This window comes from Mycobacterium sp. NTMscope_Eco_3 (genome assembly GCF_976985685.1).
Genome location: NZ_CDRJYZ010000001.1, coordinates 562,794 through 583,309 on the forward strand (window position 1 = coordinate 562,794; position 20,516 = coordinate 583,309).

17 protein-coding genes and 1 pseudogene are annotated in these 20,516 nt (G+C 67.3%); 8 read left to right on the forward strand and 10 right to left on the reverse strand.

The features are described 5' to 3' along the window. Nucleotides 1-85: 85 nt before the first annotated feature. Nucleotides 86-1,009, reverse strand: coding sequence for a carbohydrate kinase family protein (locus AC0KTM_RS02795; protein WP_472414910.1), 924 nt, complete (start codon nucleotides 1,007-1,009; stop codon nucleotides 86-88). Between the two features lie 11 nt (nucleotides 1,010-1,020). On the opposite strand from AC0KTM_RS02795, the gene AC0KTM_RS02800 reads away from it, so the two are divergent. Together AC0KTM_RS02800 and AC0KTM_RS02805 are read left to right on the forward strand one after the other, a co-directional pair. Continuing rightward, nucleotides 1,021-3,288, forward strand: a complete 2,268-nt coding sequence (locus AC0KTM_RS02800; protein WP_472414912.1) for an ATP-dependent DNA ligase — start codon at nucleotides 1,021-1,023, stop codon at nucleotides 3,286-3,288. Beyond that, the gene (locus tag AC0KTM_RS02805) at nucleotides 3,285-5,228 is read left to right on the forward strand and encodes a fumarylacetoacetate hydrolase family protein (protein WP_472414914.1); all 1,944 of its coding nucleotides are present in this window, start codon (nucleotides 3,285-3,287) and stop codon (nucleotides 5,226-5,228) included. The genes AC0KTM_RS02800 and AC0KTM_RS02805 overlap by 4 nt, the downstream gene beginning before the upstream one ends. A gap of 75 nt (nucleotides 5,229-5,303) precedes the next feature. Here the strand turns inward: AC0KTM_RS02805 and AC0KTM_RS02810 are convergent, their stop codons facing one another. Continuing rightward, nucleotides 5,304-6,221: a class I SAM-dependent methyltransferase gene (locus AC0KTM_RS02810; protein WP_472414916.1), complete on the reverse strand. Its 918-nt coding sequence runs from the start codon at nucleotides 6,219-6,221 to the stop codon at nucleotides 5,304-5,306. 62 nt (nucleotides 6,222-6,283) lie between these two features. On the opposite strand from AC0KTM_RS02810, the gene AC0KTM_RS02815 reads away from it, so the two are divergent. Continuing rightward, nucleotides 6,284-7,090 carry an enoyl-CoA hydratase/isomerase family protein gene (locus tag AC0KTM_RS02815; RefSeq protein WP_472414918.1) on the forward strand — a complete coding sequence of 269 codons (807 nt, stop codon included), beginning with the start codon at nucleotides 6,284-6,286 and terminating at the stop codon, nucleotides 7,088-7,090. Nucleotides 7,091-7,096: 6 nt separating this feature from the next. Here AC0KTM_RS02815 and AC0KTM_RS02820 read toward each other — a convergent pair whose 3' ends face one another. From AC0KTM_RS02820 to AC0KTM_RS02835, 4 genes are all read right to left on the reverse strand, one after another. After that, nucleotides 7,097-7,963 carry an LLM class flavin-dependent oxidoreductase gene (locus AC0KTM_RS02820; protein WP_064940149.1) on the reverse strand — a complete coding sequence of 289 codons (867 nt, stop codon included), beginning with the start codon at nucleotides 7,961-7,963 and terminating at the stop codon, nucleotides 7,097-7,099. Between the two features lie 99 nt (nucleotides 7,964-8,062). Further along, nucleotides 8,063-8,827: an STAS domain-containing protein gene (locus AC0KTM_RS02825; protein WP_472414920.1), complete on the reverse strand. Its 765-nt coding sequence runs from the start codon at nucleotides 8,825-8,827 to the stop codon at nucleotides 8,063-8,065. 376 nt (nucleotides 8,828-9,203) lie between these two features. Next, nucleotides 9,204-10,172: a DUF4873 domain-containing protein gene (locus tag AC0KTM_RS02830; RefSeq protein WP_472417355.1), complete on the reverse strand. Its 969-nt coding sequence runs from the start codon at nucleotides 10,170-10,172 to the stop codon at nucleotides 9,204-9,206. A gap of 254 nt (nucleotides 10,173-10,426) precedes the next feature. Continuing rightward, entirely contained in the window at nucleotides 10,427-11,332 is a 906-nt protein-coding gene (locus AC0KTM_RS02835) for an AurF N-oxygenase family protein (RefSeq protein WP_225330103.1), read from the reverse strand. A gap of 126 nt (nucleotides 11,333-11,458) precedes the next feature. Here AC0KTM_RS02835 and cobF point away from each other — a divergent pair, with 126 nt between their 5' ends. The 4 genes and pseudogenes from cobF (at nucleotide 11,459) to AC0KTM_RS02855 (ending at nucleotide 13,926) form a co-directional block, all read left to right on the forward strand. Continuing rightward, nucleotides 11,459-12,202 carry a precorrin-6A synthase (deacetylating) gene (gene cobF / locus AC0KTM_RS02840; protein WP_472417357.1) on the forward strand — a complete coding sequence of 248 codons (744 nt, stop codon included), beginning with the start codon at nucleotides 11,459-11,461 and terminating at the stop codon, nucleotides 12,200-12,202. Nucleotides 12,203-12,206: 4 nt separating this feature from the next. Continuing rightward, a pseudogene (locus AC0KTM_RS02845) lies at nucleotides 12,207-12,449 on the forward strand (DNA-formamidopyrimidine glycosylase family protein); the annotation flags it as partial. Between the two features lie 153 nt (nucleotides 12,450-12,602). Next, nucleotides 12,603-13,070, forward strand: coding sequence for a zinc finger domain-containing protein (locus AC0KTM_RS02850; protein WP_225330116.1), 468 nt, complete (start codon nucleotides 12,603-12,605; stop codon nucleotides 13,068-13,070). Nucleotides 13,071-13,176: 106 nt separating this feature from the next. Continuing rightward, nucleotides 13,177-13,926 (forward strand): SDR family oxidoreductase, encoded by a 750-nt coding sequence (locus AC0KTM_RS02855; RefSeq protein ID WP_238958269.1) that lies wholly within the window; start codon nucleotides 13,177-13,179, stop codon nucleotides 13,924-13,926. A gap of 6 nt (nucleotides 13,927-13,932) precedes the next feature. Here AC0KTM_RS02855 and pgi read toward each other — a convergent pair whose 3' ends face one another. Both pgi and AC0KTM_RS02865 read right to left on the reverse strand, forming a co-directional pair. Next, a complete protein-coding gene (pgi, locus tag AC0KTM_RS02860; protein WP_472417359.1) occupies nucleotides 13,933-15,597 on the reverse strand; it encodes a glucose-6-phosphate isomerase in 1,665 nt (554 codons plus the stop codon). Between the two features lie 130 nt (nucleotides 15,598-15,727). Further along, complete coding sequence (locus tag AC0KTM_RS02865; RefSeq protein ID WP_472414922.1) at nucleotides 15,728-16,048, reverse strand: chorismate mutase; 321 nt, start codon at nucleotides 16,046-16,048, stop codon at nucleotides 15,728-15,730. 387 nt (nucleotides 16,049-16,435) lie between these two features. Here AC0KTM_RS02865 and pcrA point away from each other — a divergent pair, with 387 nt between their 5' ends. Next, nucleotides 16,436-18,775, forward strand: coding sequence for a DNA helicase PcrA (gene pcrA / locus AC0KTM_RS02870; RefSeq protein ID WP_472414924.1), 2,340 nt, complete (start codon nucleotides 16,436-16,438; stop codon nucleotides 18,773-18,775). Between the two features lie 84 nt (nucleotides 18,776-18,859). On the opposite strand, the gene AC0KTM_RS02875 is transcribed toward pcrA, so the two are convergent. Continuing rightward, nucleotides 18,860-19,450: a hypothetical protein gene (locus AC0KTM_RS02875; RefSeq protein ID WP_225330107.1), complete on the reverse strand. Its 591-nt coding sequence runs from the start codon at nucleotides 19,448-19,450 to the stop codon at nucleotides 18,860-18,862. Between the two features lies 1 nt (nucleotide 19,451). After that, nucleotides 19,452-20,504: a M23 family metallopeptidase gene (locus tag AC0KTM_RS02880; protein WP_225330108.1), complete on the reverse strand. Its 1,053-nt coding sequence runs from the start codon at nucleotides 20,502-20,504 to the stop codon at nucleotides 19,452-19,454. Nucleotides 20,505-20,516: the final 12 nt, after the last annotated feature.

Genomic DNA, 20,516 nt, shown 5'->3' on the forward strand with positions numbered 1-20,516 from the left:
CGCGCGCGTAACGCCACGGCGAGATCGTCCTCGAATTTTCGCCGTGGCGTTACGGCCGCGAGCGCATGGGCCCCGCTCGAGAAAGCTAGGGGCCGCGGTTTGCCTCGGCCCGCAGCTCGGCGCGATCGGGGAGATCGGCGCCGGCCCGCGAGACCGTCAGCGCCGACGCCAGGCCGGCGGTCTCGAGTGCCGCCGTGAGCGCGTCGAGCCCGACCCGGCGCAAGGCGCCCCGCCGGTCGGCGCCCAACAAATCCAGTGCCCACAGCGCATCCAGCAGGCCGACCATGAACGCGTCGCCGGCACCGACGGTGTCGATCACCCGGACCTGCCGGGCATCCACCCGCGCATCCCCGGCCGCGCAGAACGCCGTAGCGCCCCGGCCGCCCATGGTCAGGACGACGATCGCGGATCCCGACGCCAGCCAGCCTCGGGCCGTGCGCTGCGGCTCGTGATCGGGATCGATCCACTTCAAGTCCTCGTCACTGACCTTGACGATGTCGCTGCGCTCGACCAGATGCGCGATACGGGCCCGCGCCGCTTCCCGGTCGGCGATCAGCGAGGGTCGCACGTTGGGATCGAAGCTCAGGGTGGCCGAGACGCGATAAGCCTCGAGGAGCGCCGCGACCGCCAAGCACCCCGGCTCGCGCACCGCCGCGATCGACCCGGTGTGCACCAGCAACGGCGGCGCCACCTCGGGGGTGCCGGAAAGCCGCCATTGCAGATCGAATGTGTAACTGGCCGAGCCGTCGTCGGCGATGGTCGCGATTGCGGTCGGCGTGCGTTCGGCCGAGACGCTTCCCGGAACGAGTTGCACACCAGCGGATTTCAGGTACTCGGCGATGCGCCGGCCGGGTGGGTCGTCGGCGATATGGGTCAAGAAGTCGACGCGATGTTCCAGCCGGGCCAGACCGACCGCCACGTTGAGTGGGCTACCGCCGACGTGCTCGGCGGCGCCGCGCCCTTCGACCCTGTCGATCAGCGCTTCACCGATCACCAGCGCGCCGCCCATAGACTCACAGTATGAGTTCGACGGCGGGTCCGCGGGTCAAGCTGACCAACGCCGAAAAAGTGCTGTATCCCGCCACCGGAACCACCAAGAGCGACATCTTCGACTACTACACGCGGATCGCCGAGGTGATGGTCCCGCACGTCGCCGGGCGCCCGGCCACACGCAAACGCTGGCCCAACGGCGTCGAACAGGAGTCCTTCTTCGAAAAGCAACTGGCCTCGTCGGCGCCCGACTGGCTGCCGCGCGCCAGCGTGACCCACCGATCCGGAACCACGACCTATCCGATCATCGACGACCCCACCGGACTGGCCTGGATCGCCCAACAGGCGGCGCTGGAAGTCCACGTGCCGCAGTGGCGGTTCGTCGCCGAGTGGACGCGGCGCCGGGCCGAAGAGCTCAAGCCCGGCCCGGCGACGCGATTGGTGTTCGACCTCGACCCCGGTGAAGGCGTGACGATGGCCCAGATGGCCAAGGTGGCGCGCGCCGTCCGCGACCTGATGGCCGGGATCGGGCTGACCACTTTCCCGCTCACCAGCGGCAGCAAGGGCCTGCACCTGTACGCGCCGCTCGACGAGCCAGTGAGCAGTAAAGGCGCCACGGTGTTGGCCAAACGCGTTGCGCAACAGCTGGAAAAGACGATGCCCAAGCTGGTCACGTCGACCATGACCAAAAGCCTTCGGGCGGGGAAGATCTTCCTGGACTGGAGTCAGAACAACGGCTCCAAGACGACCATCGCGCCGTATTCGCTGCGCGGACGCGAACATCCGACCGTCGCGGCGCCGCGTACCTGGGACGAACTCGACGACCCGTCGCTGCGCCAGCTGCGGTATGACGAAGTGCTGGCCCGGGTCGCGCGCGACGGCGATCTGCTGGCGCCGTTGGATGAGGACGCGCCGATCCCGGATCGGCTGACCAAGTACCGCAGCATGCGCGACGCGGCGAAAACCCCCGAGCCGGTGCCCGCAGCGAAACCCGCTGTTGGGCAAGGGAATAGCTTTGTCATCCAAGAGCATCATGCCCGCCGGCTGCACTACGACTTCCGGCTGGAGCGCGACGGTGTCCTGGTGTCCTGGGCGGTGCCCAAGAACCTGCCCGACACCACGTCGGTCAACCACCTTGCCGTCCACACCGAGGATCACCCGCTGGAATACGGCGGGTTCGAAGGCGTCATCCCCAAGGGCGAATACGGTGCGGGCAAGGTGATCATCTGGGACTCCGGAACCTACGACGCCGAGAAGTTCCTTGACGATGAGGTCATCGTCAACCTGCACGGCAGCAAGATCTCCGGACGCTACGCGCTGATTCAAACCAATGGCGACCAGTGGCTGGCGCACCGGATGAAGGACCAGAAGGCCTTCGAGTTCGACGCGATCGCCCCGATGCTGGCCACCCACGGTTCGGTGGCGGCCCTGAAGGCCGGCCAGTGGGCGTTCGAAGGCAAATGGGACGGCTACCGGCTTCTGATCGAGGTCGACCACGGCTCCTTTCGTGTGCGGTCGCGACGCGGTCGCGAAGTCACCCAGGAGTACCGCGAACTGAGTTGGCTGGCAGAAGATCTCGCCGAGCATCACGTGGTGCTCGACGGCGAGGCCGTGGTGCTGGACTCCTCCGGGGTGCCCAATTTCCACGAGATGCAAAACCGCGGGCGGGGCTCGCGGGTCGAATTCTGGGCGTTCGACCTGCTCTACCTCGATGGCCGTTCGCTGCTGCGGGCCCGCTACCGGGATCGGCGAAAGCTGCTGGAAATGCTGGCCGCCGGCAGCAAGCTCATCGTCCCCGACCCGCTGCCCGGGGACGGCAAAGAGGCGCTGGCGCACTCCGAGGAGCGCGGCTGGGAGGGGGTGATCGCCAAGAAGCGCGACTCCACCTACCAGCCGGGCCGCCGTTCGTCGTCGTGGATCAAGGACAAGCACTGGAACACCCAGGAAGTCGTCATCGGCGGCTGGAAAGCCGGTGAAGGCGGACGCAGCAGCGGCATCGGCTCGCTGCTGATGGGCATCCCCAGCGCGGAAGGGTTGCGGTTCGCCGGGCGCGTCGGCACCGGGTTCACCGAACGCGACCTGGCCAATCTGAAGAAGACGCTGGCGCCGCTGCACACCGGCGAATCCCCCTTCACCCCACCGCTTCCCAAGGCCGAGACCAGGGGCGTGACGTTCGTCGAGCCGGTACTGGTGGGGGAGGTGCGCTACAGCGAGTGGACCCCGGATGACCGGTTACGTCAATCGAGCTGGCGCGGGTTGCGACCGGACAAGGAGGCAAGTGAGGTGGTGCGCGAGTGAAATGGGTTACCTACCAAGATGGTTCGGGCGGTGAACGCGTCGGCGTGCTCTCGGGCGACGCCATCCATGCGATGCCGTCGGGCGCGACGCTCCTCGACCTCGTGGCCCGTGGTTCCGAGGGCTTGCGGCAAGCGGGTGAGGATGCGCAGCGATCCCCGGCGGCGGTCGTCCCGCTGGCGGAGGTGCGATTGCTGGCACCGATCCCACGCCCACCGTCGATCCGGGACTCGCTGTGCTTCCTTGACCACATGCGCAACTGCCAGGCCGCGCTGGGCGCCGGGCGCACCCTCGGCGACTCCTGGTACCGCATACCGGCCTTCTACTTCGCCTGCCCGGCAACCGTTTTGGGTCCGTACGACGACGCGCCGACCGCGCCCGGGAGTGCGTGGCAGGACTTCGAATTGGAGATCGCCGCGGTGATCGGGGCCGGGGGCAAGGATCTCACGGTCGAACAGGCGGAACAGGCGATCATCGGCTACACCATCTTCAACGACTGGTCCGCCCGCGACCTGCAGCAGATGGAGAGTCAACTGGGCATCGGGCAAGGCAAGGGCAAAGACAGCGGGGTCACGTTGGGCCCCTACCTGGTGACCCCCGACGAGCTCGAACCGTATTGCCGGGACGGCAAACTGGACCTGCGGGTCACCGCCCTGGTCAACGACGTCGTCATCGGCTCCGGATCGACCGCCCAGATGGACTGGACCTTCGGCGAAGTCATCTCCTATGCGTCGCGTGGCGTCACCCTCGCTCCCGGTGACGTCATCGGCTCCGGGACGGTGCCCACCTGCACGCTGGTTGAGCACCTCAATCCCGCGGCCCTGGAATCGTTTCCGGGCTGGCTGCACGACGGTGACATCGTCACGCTGCAGGTCCAAGGGCTGGGGGAGACCCGGCAGACCGTGCGTGCGAGCGGCGCGCCGCACCCGCTGGCCGCGCGGCCGAACCCGGACGCCGCCCCGGCCCGACCGCGGGTCAACCGGGCCCGCGCCCGAGTGCCCTACACCCGTGGGCTGCACGAGGTTGCCGACCGCGTGTGGGCCTGGACCCTGCCCGACGGCGGCTACGGATGGAGCAACGCCGGGCTGATCGCGGGCGACGGGGCCTCCCTGCTGGTGGACACCCTGTTCGACCTGGCGTTGACCCGCGAAATGCTCACCGCGATGCGGTCCCTCACCGCGTCCGCGCCGATCACCGACGCGGTCATCACGCACTCCAACGGGGACCACACGCACGGCAACCAACTGCTCGACCCCTCGGTGCGGATCATCGCCGCGCGCGGCACCGCCGAGGAGATCGAACACGGGATGGCCCCGGAGATGCTGGCCATGGCGCAGACCGCCAATCTCGGGCCGATCGCCACGCCGTACACGCGAGAACGCTTCGGGCACTTCGACTTCAGCAACATCACACTGCGCAATGCCGACCAGACGTTCGAGCGCAACCTGGCCGTCGAGGTGGGTGGGCGGCGCATCGATGTGCTGAATCTCGGTCCCGCGCACACCGCCGCCGACTCGGTGGTGCACGTGCCCGACGCGGGGGTGTTGTTCGGCGGCGATCTGTTGTTCATCGGCTGCACACCCATCGTGTGGGCCGGCCCGATCGCCAACTGGGTAGCCGCCTGCGACGCCATGATCGCGCTGGACGCGCCGACGGTGGTGCCCGGCCACGGACCGGTCACCGACCCGGAGGGAATCCGCGCGGTGCGTGGCTATCTCGTGCACGTCGCCGAACAGGCCGAGGCCGCCTACCGCAAGGGCCTGTCGTGGGCCGAGGCCGCCGACACCATCGACCTCGGCGAGTACGCGTCCTGGCTGGACGCCGAGCGCGTCGTCGTCAACGTCTACCAGCGATACCGCGAACTCGACCCGCAGACACCCCAATTGGAGGTCATGGCCCTGCTCGTGATGCAGGCCGAATGGCTCGCCAAACGGGCTGGGTGACGCTGCTTATGGCCGCGAAAGTGCAACTGCCAACGCATTTCTCGAGAAGACGCGCCGCCAGTTGCACTCTCGCGGTCAGATCCGCACCGCGCGAACGAAGCTGATCGTGGCGGCGGGGGCCTGGTGCTCGGCTTCCCCCAATTCCGGGAGGCCCGCGGCCGAAAATAGGTCGGAGAGCCGGAATTCGGTGGTCTCCCATCCGTTGGCCCGCAGATGCGCGGCCACGTCGGTGTGCTCCCCGGGATAGGTCAACGCGGTGATGTCCAGGTCGAGCCCCTGCCGTCGCCACCCCTCGGCCATGAGCCGGGATTTCTCCAGCGCCTCCGGCGACGTCCCGGCGGCGGCCCCGAAATCGGCGGCGAACCGGCTGCCCTCGCCCGACAGCGGAATGATGGCGTCCAGCAACCGCACCTCCGCCTCCGGCGGAAGAAATCCGATCAGCACTCCCTCGGCCAGCCACGCCGTCGGCTTGGCGGGATCAAAGCCCGACGCCTGCAGGGCCGCCGGCCAATCCTCGCGCAGATCGATACCCACGGTGCGCAGTTCGGCGGTTGGGGCCGCACCGATCTCGCCCAGCGTCGCGGTCTTGAACGCGATCACCTCCGGCAGATCAATCTCGTACACGGTCGTCCCCGCGGGCCACGGCAGCCGATAGGCGCGCGAATCCAGCCCGGACGCCACGATCACGACCTGGCGCAGGCCGGCCTGCCCGGCCGCGGCGAAGTAGTCGTCGAAAAACAGCGCCCGCGCGGCGAAGGTGTCGACGAACCGCGAAAACCCGACGCCGCTTTCGATGTCGGAGGAATCGAGTTCGCCGGTCGCCAACTTGGTGAACAGGTCGAGGCCGACGGCGCGCACCAGCGGCTCGGCGAATTCATCGGTGATGACCGGTTGCGGCCGTCTGGTGGCGGCCGCCCGGGCCGCGGCCACCATGGTGGCGGTGGCGCCCACGCTGTTGGCCAGGTCCCAGGTGTCACCTTCGGTTCGTGCCATGGCTGCTCCTTCGATAGGCGGCCAAACCACGGTATGCCTGATCGGTCGCCTACGGTCTCGGTATGCCTTCAGTGAAACTGGAAACCCTCGAGGACCACATCGCCTGCATCACGCTGAACCGGCCCGAACGCCTCAACGCGATCGACGGGTCGTTGATCGACGGTGTCGACGACGCCTTGGACGCGCTCGGCGCAGGCGAGTTCAGGGTGGCGATCCTGACCGGCGCCGGCCGGGGATTTTGCGCCGGTGCGGATTTGAGCGGCACCGGGCAGCCCTGGACTCGGAACAAGCCGACCACGCCGGCGTTCAAGGTCACCTACGACGCTCAGGTCCGGCTGGCCAACCTGTACACCCGGATCTACGAGCTGGACATCCCGGTGATCGCCGCGGTCAACGGGGTCGCCGTCGGGGGCGGCCTGGCGTTCACGTTGGTCAGCGACATCCGGGTGGCCTCGGATCAGGCGCGGTTCGGTTCGGTGTTCATCAAGGCCGGCTTCTCGTCGATGGACATGGGCACCAGCTACCTGCTGCCGAAGATCGTCGGTGCCGGGGTGGCGCGCGAACTCATGCTCACCGGTCGCATCATCGACGCCGCCGAGGCCCATCGCATCAAGCTGGTGCATGAGGTGGTCGCGCCCGACGACCTGATGCCCGCCGCACTCACGCTGGCGCGATCGATCGTCGAGAACAACGCATATGGCGTGTGGCAGACCAAGATTGGGCTCAACGCCGCGCTGGATGCGCCCAGCCTGCGCCACGCCATCGAGATCGAGAACCGCACCCAGATCCTGAGCGGCTTCACCAACAACCCGGTCGAGGCCGCCAAGGCTCACCAGGAGAAGCGCGCGCCCAGGTGGGACCCGCTGTGACGCTTGCTAGAGCTTCGCGATCACGTTCTCGGCGAACATCTCCAGGTTGCGGATCTTGCTCTCCAGCGGCTCGGTGTCCTTCCCCTTGATGTAGGGGATGCGGAAGCCGACGATGACGTCGGTGACGCCCTTGTCCTCGAGCCGCTTGATGCCGTCGGGGGTGTAGGCGTCGGCGGAGATGACGTGGATCTCGAAAGGCCCGGTCTTGCCGGCTTCTTCGCGGAACCGCTTGAGCTTGGCGAGCAGCTGATCGAGTTCCTCGGGGTCGCCGCCGCCGTGCATCCAGCCGTCCAGGCGGGCCGCGCGCCGCAGCGCCGCGTCGGCGTGACCGCCGATCAGGATCGGGACGGGTTTGGTGGGCGCGGGCGTCATCTTGGTCTTGGGGATGTCGTAGAACTCGCCGTGGAATTCGAAGTAGTCACCGGAGGTCAGGCCCTGAATGATTTCGATGCATTCGTCCATCCGCTTGCCGCGCTTGGCGAAGGGAACCCCCAGCAATTCGTAGTCCTCGGGCCACGGGCTGGTGCCGACGCCGAAACCCACCCGGTTGTCGGTCATCGCGGCCAGTGACCCAATTTGCTTGGCCACCAACGCCGGTGGCCGGATGGGCAGCTTGAGGACGAAGAAGTTGAACCGCAGCTTCGAGGTGACCGCGCCCAATGCCGATGTCAGCACAAAGGTTTCGATGAACTCCTTGCCGTCGAGGAACTCGCGGTTGCCGTCCGGGGTGTAGGGGTATTTCGAGTCGGATTCGAAGGGGTAGGCGATGCTGTCGGCGATCGTCATGGCGTCGTAGCCGGCCGCCTCGGCCGCCTTGGCCAGCGGGACATAGAACCGAAAGTCAGTCATCGCCTCTGCGTAGGTAAAACGCACGTCATCTGCCTTCCTGAAGGGGTCGTCCCACGACATTAGAACGTGTTCTAGTTTCAGCACAACCGGCAGATGGGTGTGGCTAGAACTGGTTGGAACGAGTTACAGCTGGTTCTCGGGGCCGATGACCGCCCACACCGTCTTGCCGGACGACGTCGGCGTGCTGCCCCACGCGCGGGACAACGCGTCGACGATCGCCAGGCCGGAGACGTCGATGCCCTTCGTCGGGGACGGAAGCCGCACGGCGGGGGTGGTGCTGGCGTCGGAGACCGCGATGGTCGCCGCCGTGCCCTGCGCCTCGATCCGTATCACCGGGACGCTGGCGGTGTGTTCCAGCACGTTCTCGACGAACACGTTGACGACCACCAATGCGACGGGGATGAGCTTGGCCTGCGACCACGTGGTGAGCCACTCGCGGACCAGCCGCCGCGACTCGCGCAGGCTGGTGAGGTCGGCGGGCAGCTGGGCATCGGCACGCCGCACCGCGCGGCGGCTGCTCTGACCAAGCGCCTTCATCGCCGCCTTCTGGCTGGAATACACCGGCATGAAGTGGGCGATCCCGCTTCGGGTGATCGCCTCGCGGGTCGTTCGGTTGGTGCAGGCGAACACGATCGGAACGTGGGTCGCGCTGCCGATCTGCCAGTAGGCGCCCATGAAGGTCGACCATGCCGGTTCGGTGTTCAATTTGAGCCCGGAGACGTCGACGATAACGGCGGAGGCCCCGTCGGACGTCGCTTTGATGAGGCGGTCGCGTAGCGCGGTGGAGTTGGCGGTGTCCAGCACGCCGTCGACGGTCAGCACGGCTATCGAGTCATCCGTGCGCGTCGCGACGGCCAACGAGCTGGCCGACTCAGCCACCGGGCTCATCCCAGCTCGATCGGGACGTCCGGAATCATTTCCCGCTCCTTGTGTTCTGCCGGGCCGACTGCTTGAGTATCCGCCCTCAGCGGCAAAAGTCTAGTTCGCGGTGGGCCGGCGTCGATGCATCGAGAAGCTGCAGGTTGCGATCGGGATCCCCCCGGACTCACGCCGCAGACCCGCATCGAATAAATCATGCGTCCCCCTCCGTGTTCGTCGAGGCGTCGACCTGCACCGCCCGAACGCGCCATGGAGTTCATTGCTCAGCACGCGCTATCCCTCGGGGTTACCACAGAGCGGGCGCGGCCAAACTTTTCGGTATGGCCGAAAAACAGGGCGTTTCCTGCAGAAATGCGCTAGCCGGCGGCGAGGTGCCGGCACCGGTTCATGCGTTGCTCAACGCGTAGGGGGGAGCGCCCACGCCGGCGACCGAATGCGTGCCCCAGGGCGTCCGTTCCACGATGCGCGCGGGTGCGCTGCGCTCACCCACCGTCAGCGTGGCCGTCCGCGCCTTTTTGAGGTCGTCGGACGGCGACCCGAATACCGTTCCCTGCCAGTGATAGCGCCCATCGATCGGGTCCAGGTGCCCGGTGAGGCGCACCCGTACCGGGTGGCGGTTCCCGGCGATCTCCAGCGTGGCGGCGCCGTCGTAGGCGTCGTCACCGGCCGGCGCGCTGGCCGAAAGGTCGAAGGCGGACGCCACCGGCGGCGGTTCGGCCGGTCCCAGTTGGGCGCGTTCGTTGAAGACATGCTGGCTGCTGGCGCGCACCTCGATGCGGTCGCTGCCGGTGCGCCTCATGAGTTTCAGGCACTCGACGATGTAGCGGGCTTGCGCGCCCGGATCGGGGCCGGTGATGAAGAAATAGTTGGGGAACCCGCGAACCGCCACGCCGCAGAACGGCTCCATGCCGTCGTGCCAGGCCTGCCGGATGGGCCGCCCGCCCGCGCCGGTCAGCGTCTCGTCGGCGACGTCATCGGGGATCGAGAATCCGGTGCCGTAGACGATGGCGTCGACGCTGTGGTGCACACCATCGGCGGTCCGCACCCCTGACGCGGTCACCGTTTCGACGGCCGACGAGACGATCACCATCGAAGGCCGCGACGCGCTCGGGCGGCGCAGCCAGCGGGTGGCGCGGGTAGACCACAGCGGCAACTCGGTGACGACGCGACGCGGGGCCTGCGCAAAGACGGTGGTGGACGCCGCCACGCCGGCCAGCCGGCCGAGGTGATAGCCGGCAGTGGCGTCGGTGCCGATGACCGCGATGCGCTTGCCGGACGGGTCAAATGCCGGATCCCACGCCGCGGCGTGAAACGACTCGCCGCGAAAGCCCTCGCGCCCGGCAATGGGCGGCAGCCACGGGACATAGATGCCTCGGCCGGCGGCGACGACGACATCGGCGCGAACGATCTCGCCCCCGGCCGTGGTCAACAGCCACGTGTCGGAGGGGTCGTCGAACCGCGAGCTGGTGACGTCGTGGCCGGGTTGGTCGAGCAGGACCAGGCCGGTGAACCGGGCGCCCGACAAGGCGTCACGGGCGTTCTGACCGCCGACCCCCGCGCCGACAATGGCGATGTGGCAGCGAGATTCACCGCCGAAGCGCGAAGCCGTCACAGAAACCTGCTGCGCTTCCAGCCGCGGCGCGCGAGCCGGCCCATCAGGCCTATCTCGGTCAAGAACGCCGCCAGTGGAGCGAAGCCGGCAACCTGAACGTCGCGGCGATGTGGGCTGGTGCGCGCGGTCTTTCGGGCGCGCTGCGGGTCGAGACCCGTTCGCGCATAAGGGACCGGGTTGCTGAACAGATAGTTGAAGAAGTAGCCACCCAGCCCGTTGATGTTGGCCATGAACCAGCGGTTGAACCGGGGCATTTCGGCGACGCGTTTGCGCGCCCCGTCGCGCGCGAATTGGATGTGACGCGCCTCTTCTGTGACGTGAATGCGCATGAGCCGCTGAATGATTGGCTGCAGTTCGGGGTCGTCCATCATCTGCCGCTGCAGCGAGTCGAAGATCTCCTCACCGATCAGCGCGGCCACCCACAGCATCGAGCCGCGCTGAAACGCCAGGGGGAGCATGTTGATGATCATCCGGTGAAACAGCCTGGGGCGCACCGGTTTTGCGCCGACGCGTTCGATGGCCTTGCCGAACATGACCATGTGACGGGTCTCGTCGCCCAGTTCGGTCAGCTTGTAATGCGTCGAGTTACTCGTCGGGTCTTCGTGCAGGATCGTGCGCAGCAGCGACTGGTTGAGCATGTTCTCGAACCAGATCCCGGCCGAGAGGGTGTTGACCAACTCCTGGCGGGAAAGCTCGATCTGCTGTTCGCGGGTCATCTCGTCCCACATCGGGGTGCCGTACAGCGACACCAACCGCGGCGGCAGATAGAACTTGTCCGGGTCGAGCGGAGCGTCCCAGTCGATGTCGACGACGGGCTCGTAGGACTTTTTGACCGAGCCCTTCAGCAAGCGTTCGGAGAACTCTTCACGGCTCGGCCCACCGGGCTTCAGCGACGTGGTCATCCCTGGCGTCCCTCCATTGGGTGCGTAGACAGTACCCATGGTACTGGGTACTTCAGGTCCCGACTAGGCCTGTGCGATATCGATTCGGCAATGTGGTCGAGCAGCGACGCGAGTCAGGAGAGTTCATTGGGCCGGCACATCCACGTCATCGGCATCGGCGCCGGCGATCCCGGCTATGTGACCGTGCAGGCGATCGAGGCGCTCAACGACACGCAGGTGTTTTTCGCGATGGACAAGGGTGAGCACAAAAGCGACCTGGTGGCGCTGCGGCGCGAGATCTGCAGCCGGTTCATCCGCGAACCGGGCTACCGGTTCGTCGAGCTGCCCGACCCCAAGCGCGCCGATGATGCCGAGTACCGCGACGCCGTCGCGGACTGGCATGCCGCACGCGCACAGATCTGGGCCACGGCCATCTCGGCCGAGCTGGGTCCGCACAGCGTCGGGGCCTTCTTGGCCTGGGGCGACCCGTCGCTGTACGACAGCACGCTGCGGATCCTCGACGCCGTTGGCGCGCAGGTCGATTTCACGTTCGACGTGATTCCGGGCATCACCGCGGTGCAGGCGCTGACCGCCCGGCACCGCATCCCGCTCAACGAGGTCGGCGAACCCGTTCTGATCACCACCGGACGCCAGCTGCGCGCACACGGATTGGCCGGGGATGCGGTCGTGATGCTCGACGCGGACTGCTCGTTTCAGACGTGCCCGCCCGAGACCCGGATCTGGTGGGGCGCCTACCTGGGTACCGACGACGAACTGCTCATCGCCGGCACGGTCGGCGAGGTGGGGCCCCGCATCGTTGCGCTGCGGGCCGAGGCCCGCGCCCGGCACGGCTGGATCATGGACACCTATTTGCTCCGACCGGCAGACTGACACCGTGCCCGAACTGCCCGAGATCGAAGCGCTGGTCGACCACTTACGGCGCCACGCCGTGGGCCTGTCCGTCGGCCGGGTCGACATCGCCGCCCTGTCCGTCCTGAAGACCTTCGACCCGCCGATCAGCGCGCTGCACGGCCAGACCGTGGTCGGGGCCGACCGCTGGGGCAAATACCTGGGGCTGCGGACGGACAACCTCTCCTTGATCGCGCATTTGTCCCGGGCGGGCTGGCTGCGGTGGTCCGACAAGTTGGCCGCGGCGCCGCTGCGACCCGGCAAGGGCCCGATCGCGCTGCGGGTGCATCTGGGCACACCGGGGGAGGCGCCCGGCTTCGACCTCACCGAGGCCGGCACCCAGAAGCGGCTGGCGGTGTGGCTGGTGAGCGACCCCCAGCAGATCCCGCAGATCGCCTCCCTCGGGCCGGACGCGCTGGAGCTCGGCCCAGACGATCTGGCCCGCGTTCTGGCCGACAACACCGGGCGGATCAAGACGGTCATCACCGACCAGAAGGTGATCGCCGGCATCGGCAACGCCTACAGCGACGAGATCTTGCACGTCGCGAAGATCTCGCCGTTCGCCACCGCTGGCAAGCTGTCCGAGAAACAACTCGCCACGCTGCATGACGCCATGGTCACCGTGCTCACCGACGCGGTGAGCCGATCCGTCGGCCAGGGCGCGGCCACCCTCAAGGGCGAGAAACGCTCCGGATTGCGCGTGCACGCCCGCACCGGGCTGCCCTGCCCGGTGTGCGGGGACACCGTGCGTGAAGTGTCGTTCGCGGACAAGTCTTTTCAGTACTGTCCGACATGCCAGACCGGGGGCAAGATCTTGGCCGACCGGCGGATGTCGCGTTTGCTGAAGTAGTCGCGCGTGCGGCTTCTGGGGGCCGCGAACGTGGACTAGTTGTGCCAACGAGCCGCTGTCGAGCCCAACAACCCGACGTTGGGCGGGCACTAGTTATGCTGCCCCGATGACTCGCCAGAAGATCCTCATCACCGGTGCCAGCTCCGGCCTGGGCGCCGGCATGGCGCGCGCCTTCGCCGCCAAGGGCCGCGACCTCGCCCTGTGCGCGCGTCGCACGGACCGGCTCGACGAGCTCAAAGCCGAGCTGACGCAGAAGCATCCGGGCGTCACCATCGCGGTCGCCGCGCTGGACGTCAACGACCACGAGGCCGTTCCCAAAGTGTTTGCCGAACTCAGCGACGAGCTGGGCGGCATCGACCGCATCATCGTCAACGCCGGCATCGGCAAGGGCGCCAAGCTCGGCTCCGGCAAGCTCTGGGCCAACAAGGCGACCCTCGAGACCAACCTGGTGGCCGCACTGGTGCAGATCGAGACCGCGCTGGAGATGTTCAACAAGAACGGTTCGGGTCACCTGGTGCTGATCTCGTCGGTGCTCGGCAACAAGGGCGTGCCGGGGGTGAAGGCGGCGTACGCGGCGAGCAAGGCCGGCGTGAGCTCGCTGGGTGAATCGTTGCGCGCCGAATACGCCAAGGGGCCCGTCAAGGTTTCGGTCATCGAACCCGGCTACATCGAGTCGGAGATGACCGCCAAGTCGAACAGCACAATGTTGATGGTGGACAACGAAACTGGCGTCAACGCGCTCGTCGCCGCGATGGAGCGTGAGCCGGGCCGGGCGGCGGTGCCGTGGTGGCCGTGGGCGCCGCTGGTGCAGCTGATGCGGGTGCTGCCGCCCCAGCTGACCAAGATGTTCGCCTGAGATCGATCAGCTGGTGCGCCCTCGTTCGCTGCGGTAGCGGCGGACCAGGGCATCGGTCGAGCTATCCGACTGCGGCGCCGGCGAGGCGTCCGCGGTAAGCACCGGCAGCAGGGCTTTGGCCTGAGTTTTGCCCAGCTCCACGCCCCACTGGTCGAACGAGTCGATTCCCCAGATCACGCCCTCGGTGAAAACCTGATGCTCGTAGAGCGCGATCAGCTGACCGAGCACCGACGGGGTGAGCCGGTCGGCGAGGATCGAGGTCGACGGCCGGTTACCCGGCATCACCTTGTGCGGCACGACATCCGCGGGTGTGCCTTCGGCGGCGATCTCCTCGGCGGTCTTGCCGAAGGCCAGCACCTGCGTCTGGGCGAAGAAGTTGCTCATCAACAAGTCGTGCATGCTGCCGTCGCCCTCGGCGGTGGGCAAATCGTCGATCGGTTGGCTGAAACCGATGAAGTCGGCCGGCACCAGCCGGGTGCCCTGATGCAGCAACTGATAGAACGCGTGTTGTCCGTTGGTTCCCGGTTCGCCCCAAAAGATTTCACCGGTGCCGGTGGTGACCGGGCTGCCGTCCGCGCGGGTCGACTTGCCGTTGGACTCCATGGTCAGCTGCTGCAGATAGGCGGCGAAGCGCGCCAGGTCGTTCGAGTACGGCAGCACCGCGCGCGATTGCGCGTCCATGAAGTTGGAATACCACAGGCCGATAAGTCCAAGCAGCACAGGCGCGTTGGACTCCAGCGGTGCGGTCTTGAAATGCCGGTCGACGATGTGGAATCCGGACAGGAAGTCCGCGAACGCTTCTCGGCCGATGGCGGCCATCACCGACAGGCCGATCGCCGAGTCCACCGAGTAGCGCCCCCCGACCCAGTCCCAGAACCCGAACATGTTGTCGGTGTTGATCCCGAAGTCGTCGACGAGGCGCTTGTTGGTGGAGACGGCCACGAAGTGTTGCGCCACCGCCGCGTCGCCGAGGGCGTCGGTCACCCAGCGGCGCGCGGCCGTGGCGTTGGTCAACGTTTCCAGCGTCGAGAACGTCTTCGACGCGACAATGAAAAACGTTGTGGCGGGGTCCAAATCGGCCAGGGTGGCGATCAGGTCGGCGGGGTCGACGTTGGAGACGAAGCGCGCCGAGATGCCCGCATCCGCGTAGTGGCGCAGGGCCTGGTAGACCATCACCGGGCCGAGGTCCGATCCGCCGATGCCGATGTTGACCACGGTGCTGATCCGTTTCCCGGTGGCTCCGGTCCATTCGCCGCTGCGCAACCGGTCGGTGAAGTCGCCCATCCGGTCCAGCACGGCGTGCACGTCCTCGACGACGTTTTGACCGTCGACGGTCAGTTCGGCGTCCCGGGGTAGCCGCAGCGCGGTGTGCAGCACCGCACGATCCTCGGAGGTGTTGATGTGGACGCCGGCGAACATCTGGTCGCGGCGTTCTTCGAGGTTCGCGGTGCGGGCCAGATCGACCAAGAGCCGCAGCGTTTCTCGCGTGATCCGGTGCTTGCTGTAGTCGATGTAGAGGTCGCCGACCGAGACGGTCAGCTCGCGGCCGCGATCGGGGTCCTCGTCGAAAAGCTGGCGCAGGTGGGTGTCGCCGATTTGTTCATGATGCCTGCGCAGGGCGTCCCACTCCGGGGTGGCGGTGATGTCGGGGAGAGTGTGCACGGAGGTCATGGGCGTCATGGGCGTCGCTCCTCTTCATCGCTGCGCTCTGCATCGTCGCCGACGCACGTCATGCTTCGACCCTATGGGCTCTGACGTGAAGGAGCCAGTGTGGCGATGAGGCCGGCGCCCGGCGCCGCGCTCAGTGACCGAGCCGGCCCCTGCCCAGCCGCAGCAGCAGTATCGCCAGGTCCTTACCCTCGGGGCCGAGCTCGCTGTAGCGCTCGATGACCTTCATCTCGCGGCTGTGGACCAGTCGCGTGCCCCCAGATGCCATCCGGGCCTTGCCGATCGCTTGAGATACCTCGGTGCGCCGTTTGACCGCGGCGAGGATCTCGGCGTCCAGGCGATCGATCTCGTGACGCAAGTCGTCGATGTCGGTGGCCTCTTGGGTCTCCACCATCTCGATGTTCATCTCTGCTGCCTCCGCGCCGTCGTCGTGATGTGTGGGTTCTGGACTCATGCAGTTGGGCCTCACTGAAGACGAGCCCCGGGTGCCGAAGCGGGCCCGGGGCTCTGCGGAAGCAGTTAGACCACGGGCGCCGCGGACCGGCACCCGTAGGGGAATCGGCGGCGCCACCCGAGGGTCGAGCAGCGTCGTCGGCACTGCAGATTGAGCACCAAATGAGTGTGCCACTAAAAACGGCTCACGCGCAAAAAAACATGTTTAAGCTGCGCTTTTTGGACTTGGGTGCAATTGCGGCGCCGGGCCGAGGAGGCATTGAATAGTGCATTCCGACACGCCGATTTTTCGGTAGAACGCGTGGCGCGATTCAGGCCGGCCGAGCCACTAGCCTGGTTTGATGCCTGGGCGCTTTGTGTCACTGGGCGGCGGTAAGTTTGGACTGACATGAGTGTGCACGCAACAGATACCAAGCCGGCCTCCGAAGCCGATCAACTGCTCGAGGGGCTCAACCCGCAACAACGCCAGGCGGTGGTGCACGAAGGTTCCCCGCTGCTGATCGTCGCGGGGGCGGGTTCGGGCAAGACCGCGGTGTTGACGCGTCGCATCGCCTACCTGATCGCGGCGCGCGGGGTCGGGGTCGGCCAGGTGCTGGCCATCACCTTCACCAACAAGGCCGCCGCCGAGATGCGGGAACGGGTGGTGCGGCTGGTCGGCAACCGCGCCCGCGCCATGTGGGTGTCCACCTTTCACTCGACGTGCGTGCGCATCCTGCGCAACCAGGCCTCCCTGATCGAAGGCCTCAATTCCAACTTCTCGATCTACGACGCCGACGATTCGCGGCGGCTGTTGCAGATGATCGGGCGCGACATGGGGCTCGACATCAAGCGCTACTCGCCGCGGCTGTTGGCCAACGCCATCTCCAACCTGAAGAACGAGCTGATCGACCCCGCCGACGCGGTCTCCAAGCTGACCGATGATTCCGACGAGTTGTCCCGCACGGTGGCCAGCGTCTACGGCGAGTATCAGCGGCGGTTGCGGGCGGCGAACGCGCTGGACTTCGACGACCTGATCGGGGAAACCGTGGCGGTGCTGCGGGCCTTCCCGCAGATCGCCCAGCACTATCGGCGGCGGTTCCGGCACGTGCTCGTCGACGAGTACCAGGACACCAACCACGCCCAGTACGTGTTGGTGCGGGAATTGGTCGGCCGCGGTTCAGAAGCACCGGAATCGTCTGATGAGGTGCCGCCCGCGGAGTTGTGCGTGGTCGGCGACGCCGATCAGTCGATCTATGCATTCCGCGGCGCCACCATCCGCAACATCGAGGACTTCGAACGCGACTATCCCGACGCGACAACCATTCTGCTGGAACAGAATTACCGCTCTACGCAGAACATTCTGTCGGCGGCCAACTCGGTGATCGCCCGCAATTCCGGGCGCCGCGACAAGCGTCTGTGGACCGCCGAAGGCGCCGGCGAGTTGATCGTCGGCTACGTCGCCGACAACGAGCACGACGAAGCCCGATTCGTCGCCGAGGAGATCGACGCGCTCGCCGAGAAGGGCGAGATCACCTACAACGCCGTCGCCGTCTTCTATCGCACCAACAACTCGTCGCGGTCGTTGGAAGAGGTCTTCATCCGCGCCGGAATCCCCTACAAAGTCGTTGGGGGAGTGCGCTTTTACGAGCGCAAGGAGATTCGCGACATCGTCGCCTATCTGCGGGTCCTGGATAACCCGGGGGACGCGGTCAGCATGCGGCGCATCCTCAACACCCCGCGTCGCGGCATCGGAGATCGCGCCGAGGCCTGCGTCGCGGTGTACGCCGAGAACACCGGGGCCAGCTTCGCCGACGCGCTCGTCGCCGCCGCCGAAGGCAAAGTGCCGATGCTGAATTCCCGCGCGGAGAAGGCGATCGCGGGCTTCGTCGAGCTGCTCGACGAGCTGCGGGGCCGCCTTGATGACGATCTCGGCGATCTGGTCGAGTCGGTGCTCGAACGCACCGGGTACCGCAGGGAGCTGGAATCCTCCACCGACCCCCAGGAACTGGCGCGGCTGGACAACCTCAACGAACTCGTCAGCGTGGCACACGAATTCAGCACCGACCGCGCGAACGCCGAAGCCCTGGGTGAGTCGCTGCAAACCCCCGAGGACGAGGACGTGCCCGATACGGGTGTGCTGGCGGAGTTCTTGGAAAGAGTGTCGCTGGTTTCCGACAGCGACGAGATCCCCGAGGACGGCGCCGGCATGGTCACGCTGATGACCCTGCACACCGCGAAAGGCCTGGAGTTTCCGGTGGTGTTCGTCACCGGGTGGGAGGACGGGATGTTCCCCCACATGCGGTCATTGGACGACCCGACCGAACTGTCCGAGGAGCGACGGCTGGCCTACGTGGGCATCACCCGCGCACGGCAGCGACTGTACGTGAGCCGGGCCATCGTGCGCTCCTCCTGGGGGCAGCCCATGCTCAACCCGGAATCCCGTTTCCTCAGGGAGATTCCGCAAGAACTGATCGAATGGCGCCGCACCGCACCGGCCCCGTCGTTCAGCGCGCCGGTGAGCGGTGCCGGACGATTCGGCACGCCGCGCGCGGCGCCCACTCGTTCCGGGATGAGCAAACGACCGCTGCTGGTGCTCGAGCCCGGCGACCGGGTGACGCACGACAAGTACGGCCTGGGCCGCGTCGAGGAAGTGTCCGGCGTCGGCGAATCGGCGATGTCGCTGATCGACTTCGGCAGCTCGGGACGGGTCAAGCTGATGCACAACCACGCCCCGATCAGCAAGCTCTAATCGGGCGAAGACCAGGCGCGTCGAACGTGCACTCAGGGCGGAGAAATCGCGAAAACATCGCCGCCAGTACACGTTCGGCGAAGGTCAGGCCTCCAGCCAGCGTTTGGTTTGCGGCAGCATCACCAGCACCACCGTGGCGATCGGCAACAGCGGCAGCAGGTGCACGACCCACGCCACACGGGCACCGGCGATGAACACGCCGATGTAAGTAAGGAAAGCGACGAGCGCGCCGGCCAACAGGAGGTAGCGGCTGACCGACCGGCGCTGCAGCAGCGCGATCACACCCGTCACCGTGGTGGCGCCGAACACGAGGGCCAGAAACGCGACCGCGATGCAGAACAGGCGATCGGTTCGCCACCAACCGGCGATCAGATCGGTGGCCACCACCGACGTGGCCCACCCGCTGACGATGCTGACCGCGCACGCGGCGACGGCCGTGCGATCAGTGGGCTCGAAGGCCGGCATTCCGGCATAGCCGGTGCGCCCCGCACGCGGGCCACCCCGGTACGGCGGGGCCGGCGGCACGAACTGACTAGTCGGAGAGTCCGGGGCGGTGGGAATGGGTCCGGTCGGCGCGCGGCGGATGATCCGTGTCCGTGAGTCGGAGGGCGATGAGGGCTCCGCACTGGCCTCGGGCGGACGCGGACCGGAAGGCTGTTCGTTCGGCGCGGTCACCCTAACCAGCGTAGTTGCCGACCATAAGTCCACGCTTAGCCAGCCACGGCACCGGATCGATCCGCTCGGTGCCGCCCTGCAGCACCTCGAAATGTAGGTGCGGGCCGGTGGAATTGCCCCGGTTGCCCATGGTGGCGATCTGGTCGCCGGCCATGACGCGCTCGCCGACGCTGACCAGGGCGGTGTTGATGTGTCCGTAGAGCGTGACGGTGCCGTCGGCGTGCCGCAGCTTGACCAGCATCCCGTAGCCGCCGGCCGGGCCGGCTTCGATGACGACGCCGTCGGACACGGCGAGGATCGGCGTGCCGATCGAGTTGGCCAGGTCGATACCGGCGTGCAGCACGCCCCAGCGGTAACCGAAGTTGGAGGTGAATATCCCCTTGGTCGGCATCACGTAGAGCGGTTGCTGCAGGCGCGCCTCGCGCTGGGCGCGGTCGTTGGCGAAGGCGACGCCCCTGGCGAGTTCCTGGTTGTGCAGGGCCGCGTTGGCCGCGGGCTCCACCGCGATCACCTGGGGGCCGCGGACGGTGTTGCTGCCCGACCCGCCGGTGAGTGCGGACGCGTTGGCGGTCAGCACCGCCTCGGTCTTGGGGGTGTCGGCGTGGCTGGTGGCCGTGTGGGCAGCCGCGGCGGCCGCGCCGGCGGCCATCGCCGAGATCAGCAGGCGGCCGCGGGCCGCGCTGGTGGGCTGCTTGCGGTGCTGCCCGCCGCGGCGCGCGGCGCCGACGACGTCGGTGGTGTGCGGGTGCTCGAGGCGCCGCTCGGTGCGGGGGCCGACGGTGACCCGGGGCAACACCTCGGTGGCGGGCGCCGCCAGCCACCGAGGCTTCAGGTCGTCGGTCTCGTGGAGGTCGTCGAGCTCCGGCGCCAGCAGGACCTGCGCTGCGTTGTCGAACGTCGAGTCGTTGCTGAAGTCCAGGCCGGCGTGATCGCCGAGATCGTCACCGGAGTCGCTGAAATCGAGGTCGTCGAAGTCAAAGCCGTCGAGCGGAAGGATCTCCGTGACTTCGGTCCGATGGGGCTCCGCCGACCGGGCGCCTGCTGCGCGACTCACCCTCAAGATGCC

What these genes read in the sequence shown, in the direction of transcription:
- AC0KTM_RS02795 (WP_472414910.1), bottom strand. Translation starts at nt 1,009, where the DNA reads ATGGGCGGCGCGCTGGTGATCGGTGAAGCGCTGATCGACAGGGTCGAA.
- AC0KTM_RS02800 (WP_472414912.1), top strand. Translation starts at nt 1,021, where the DNA reads ATGAGTTCGACGGCGGGTCCGCGGGTCAAGCTGACCAACGCCGAAAAA.
- AC0KTM_RS02810 (WP_472414916.1), bottom strand. Translation starts at nt 6,221, where the DNA reads ATGGCACGAACCGAAGGTGACACCTGGGACCTGGCCAACAGCGTGGGC.
- AC0KTM_RS02815 (WP_472414918.1), top strand. Translation starts at nt 6,284, where the DNA reads ATGCCTTCAGTGAAACTGGAAACCCTCGAGGACCACATCGCCTGCATC.
- AC0KTM_RS02825 (WP_472414920.1), bottom strand. Translation starts at nt 8,827, where the DNA reads ATGAGCCCGGTGGCTGAGTCGGCCAGCTCGTTGGCCGTCGCGACGCGC.
- AC0KTM_RS02835 (WP_225330103.1), bottom strand. Translation starts at nt 11,332, where the DNA reads ATGACCACGTCGCTGAAGCCCGGTGGGCCGAGCCGTGAAGAGTTCTCC.
- AC0KTM_RS02855 (WP_238958269.1), top strand. Translation starts at nt 13,177, where the DNA reads ATGACTCGCCAGAAGATCCTCATCACCGGTGCCAGCTCCGGCCTGGGC.
- pgi (WP_472417359.1), bottom strand. Translation starts at nt 15,597, where the DNA reads ATGACCTCCGTGCACACTCTCCCCGACATCACCGCCACCCCGGAGTGG.
- AC0KTM_RS02865 (WP_472414922.1), bottom strand. Translation starts at nt 16,048, where the DNA reads ATGAGTCCAGAACCCACACATCACGACGACGGCGCGGAGGCAGCAGAG.
- pcrA (WP_472414924.1), top strand. Translation starts at nt 16,436, where the DNA reads ATGAGTGTGCACGCAACAGATACCAAGCCGGCCTCCGAAGCCGATCAA.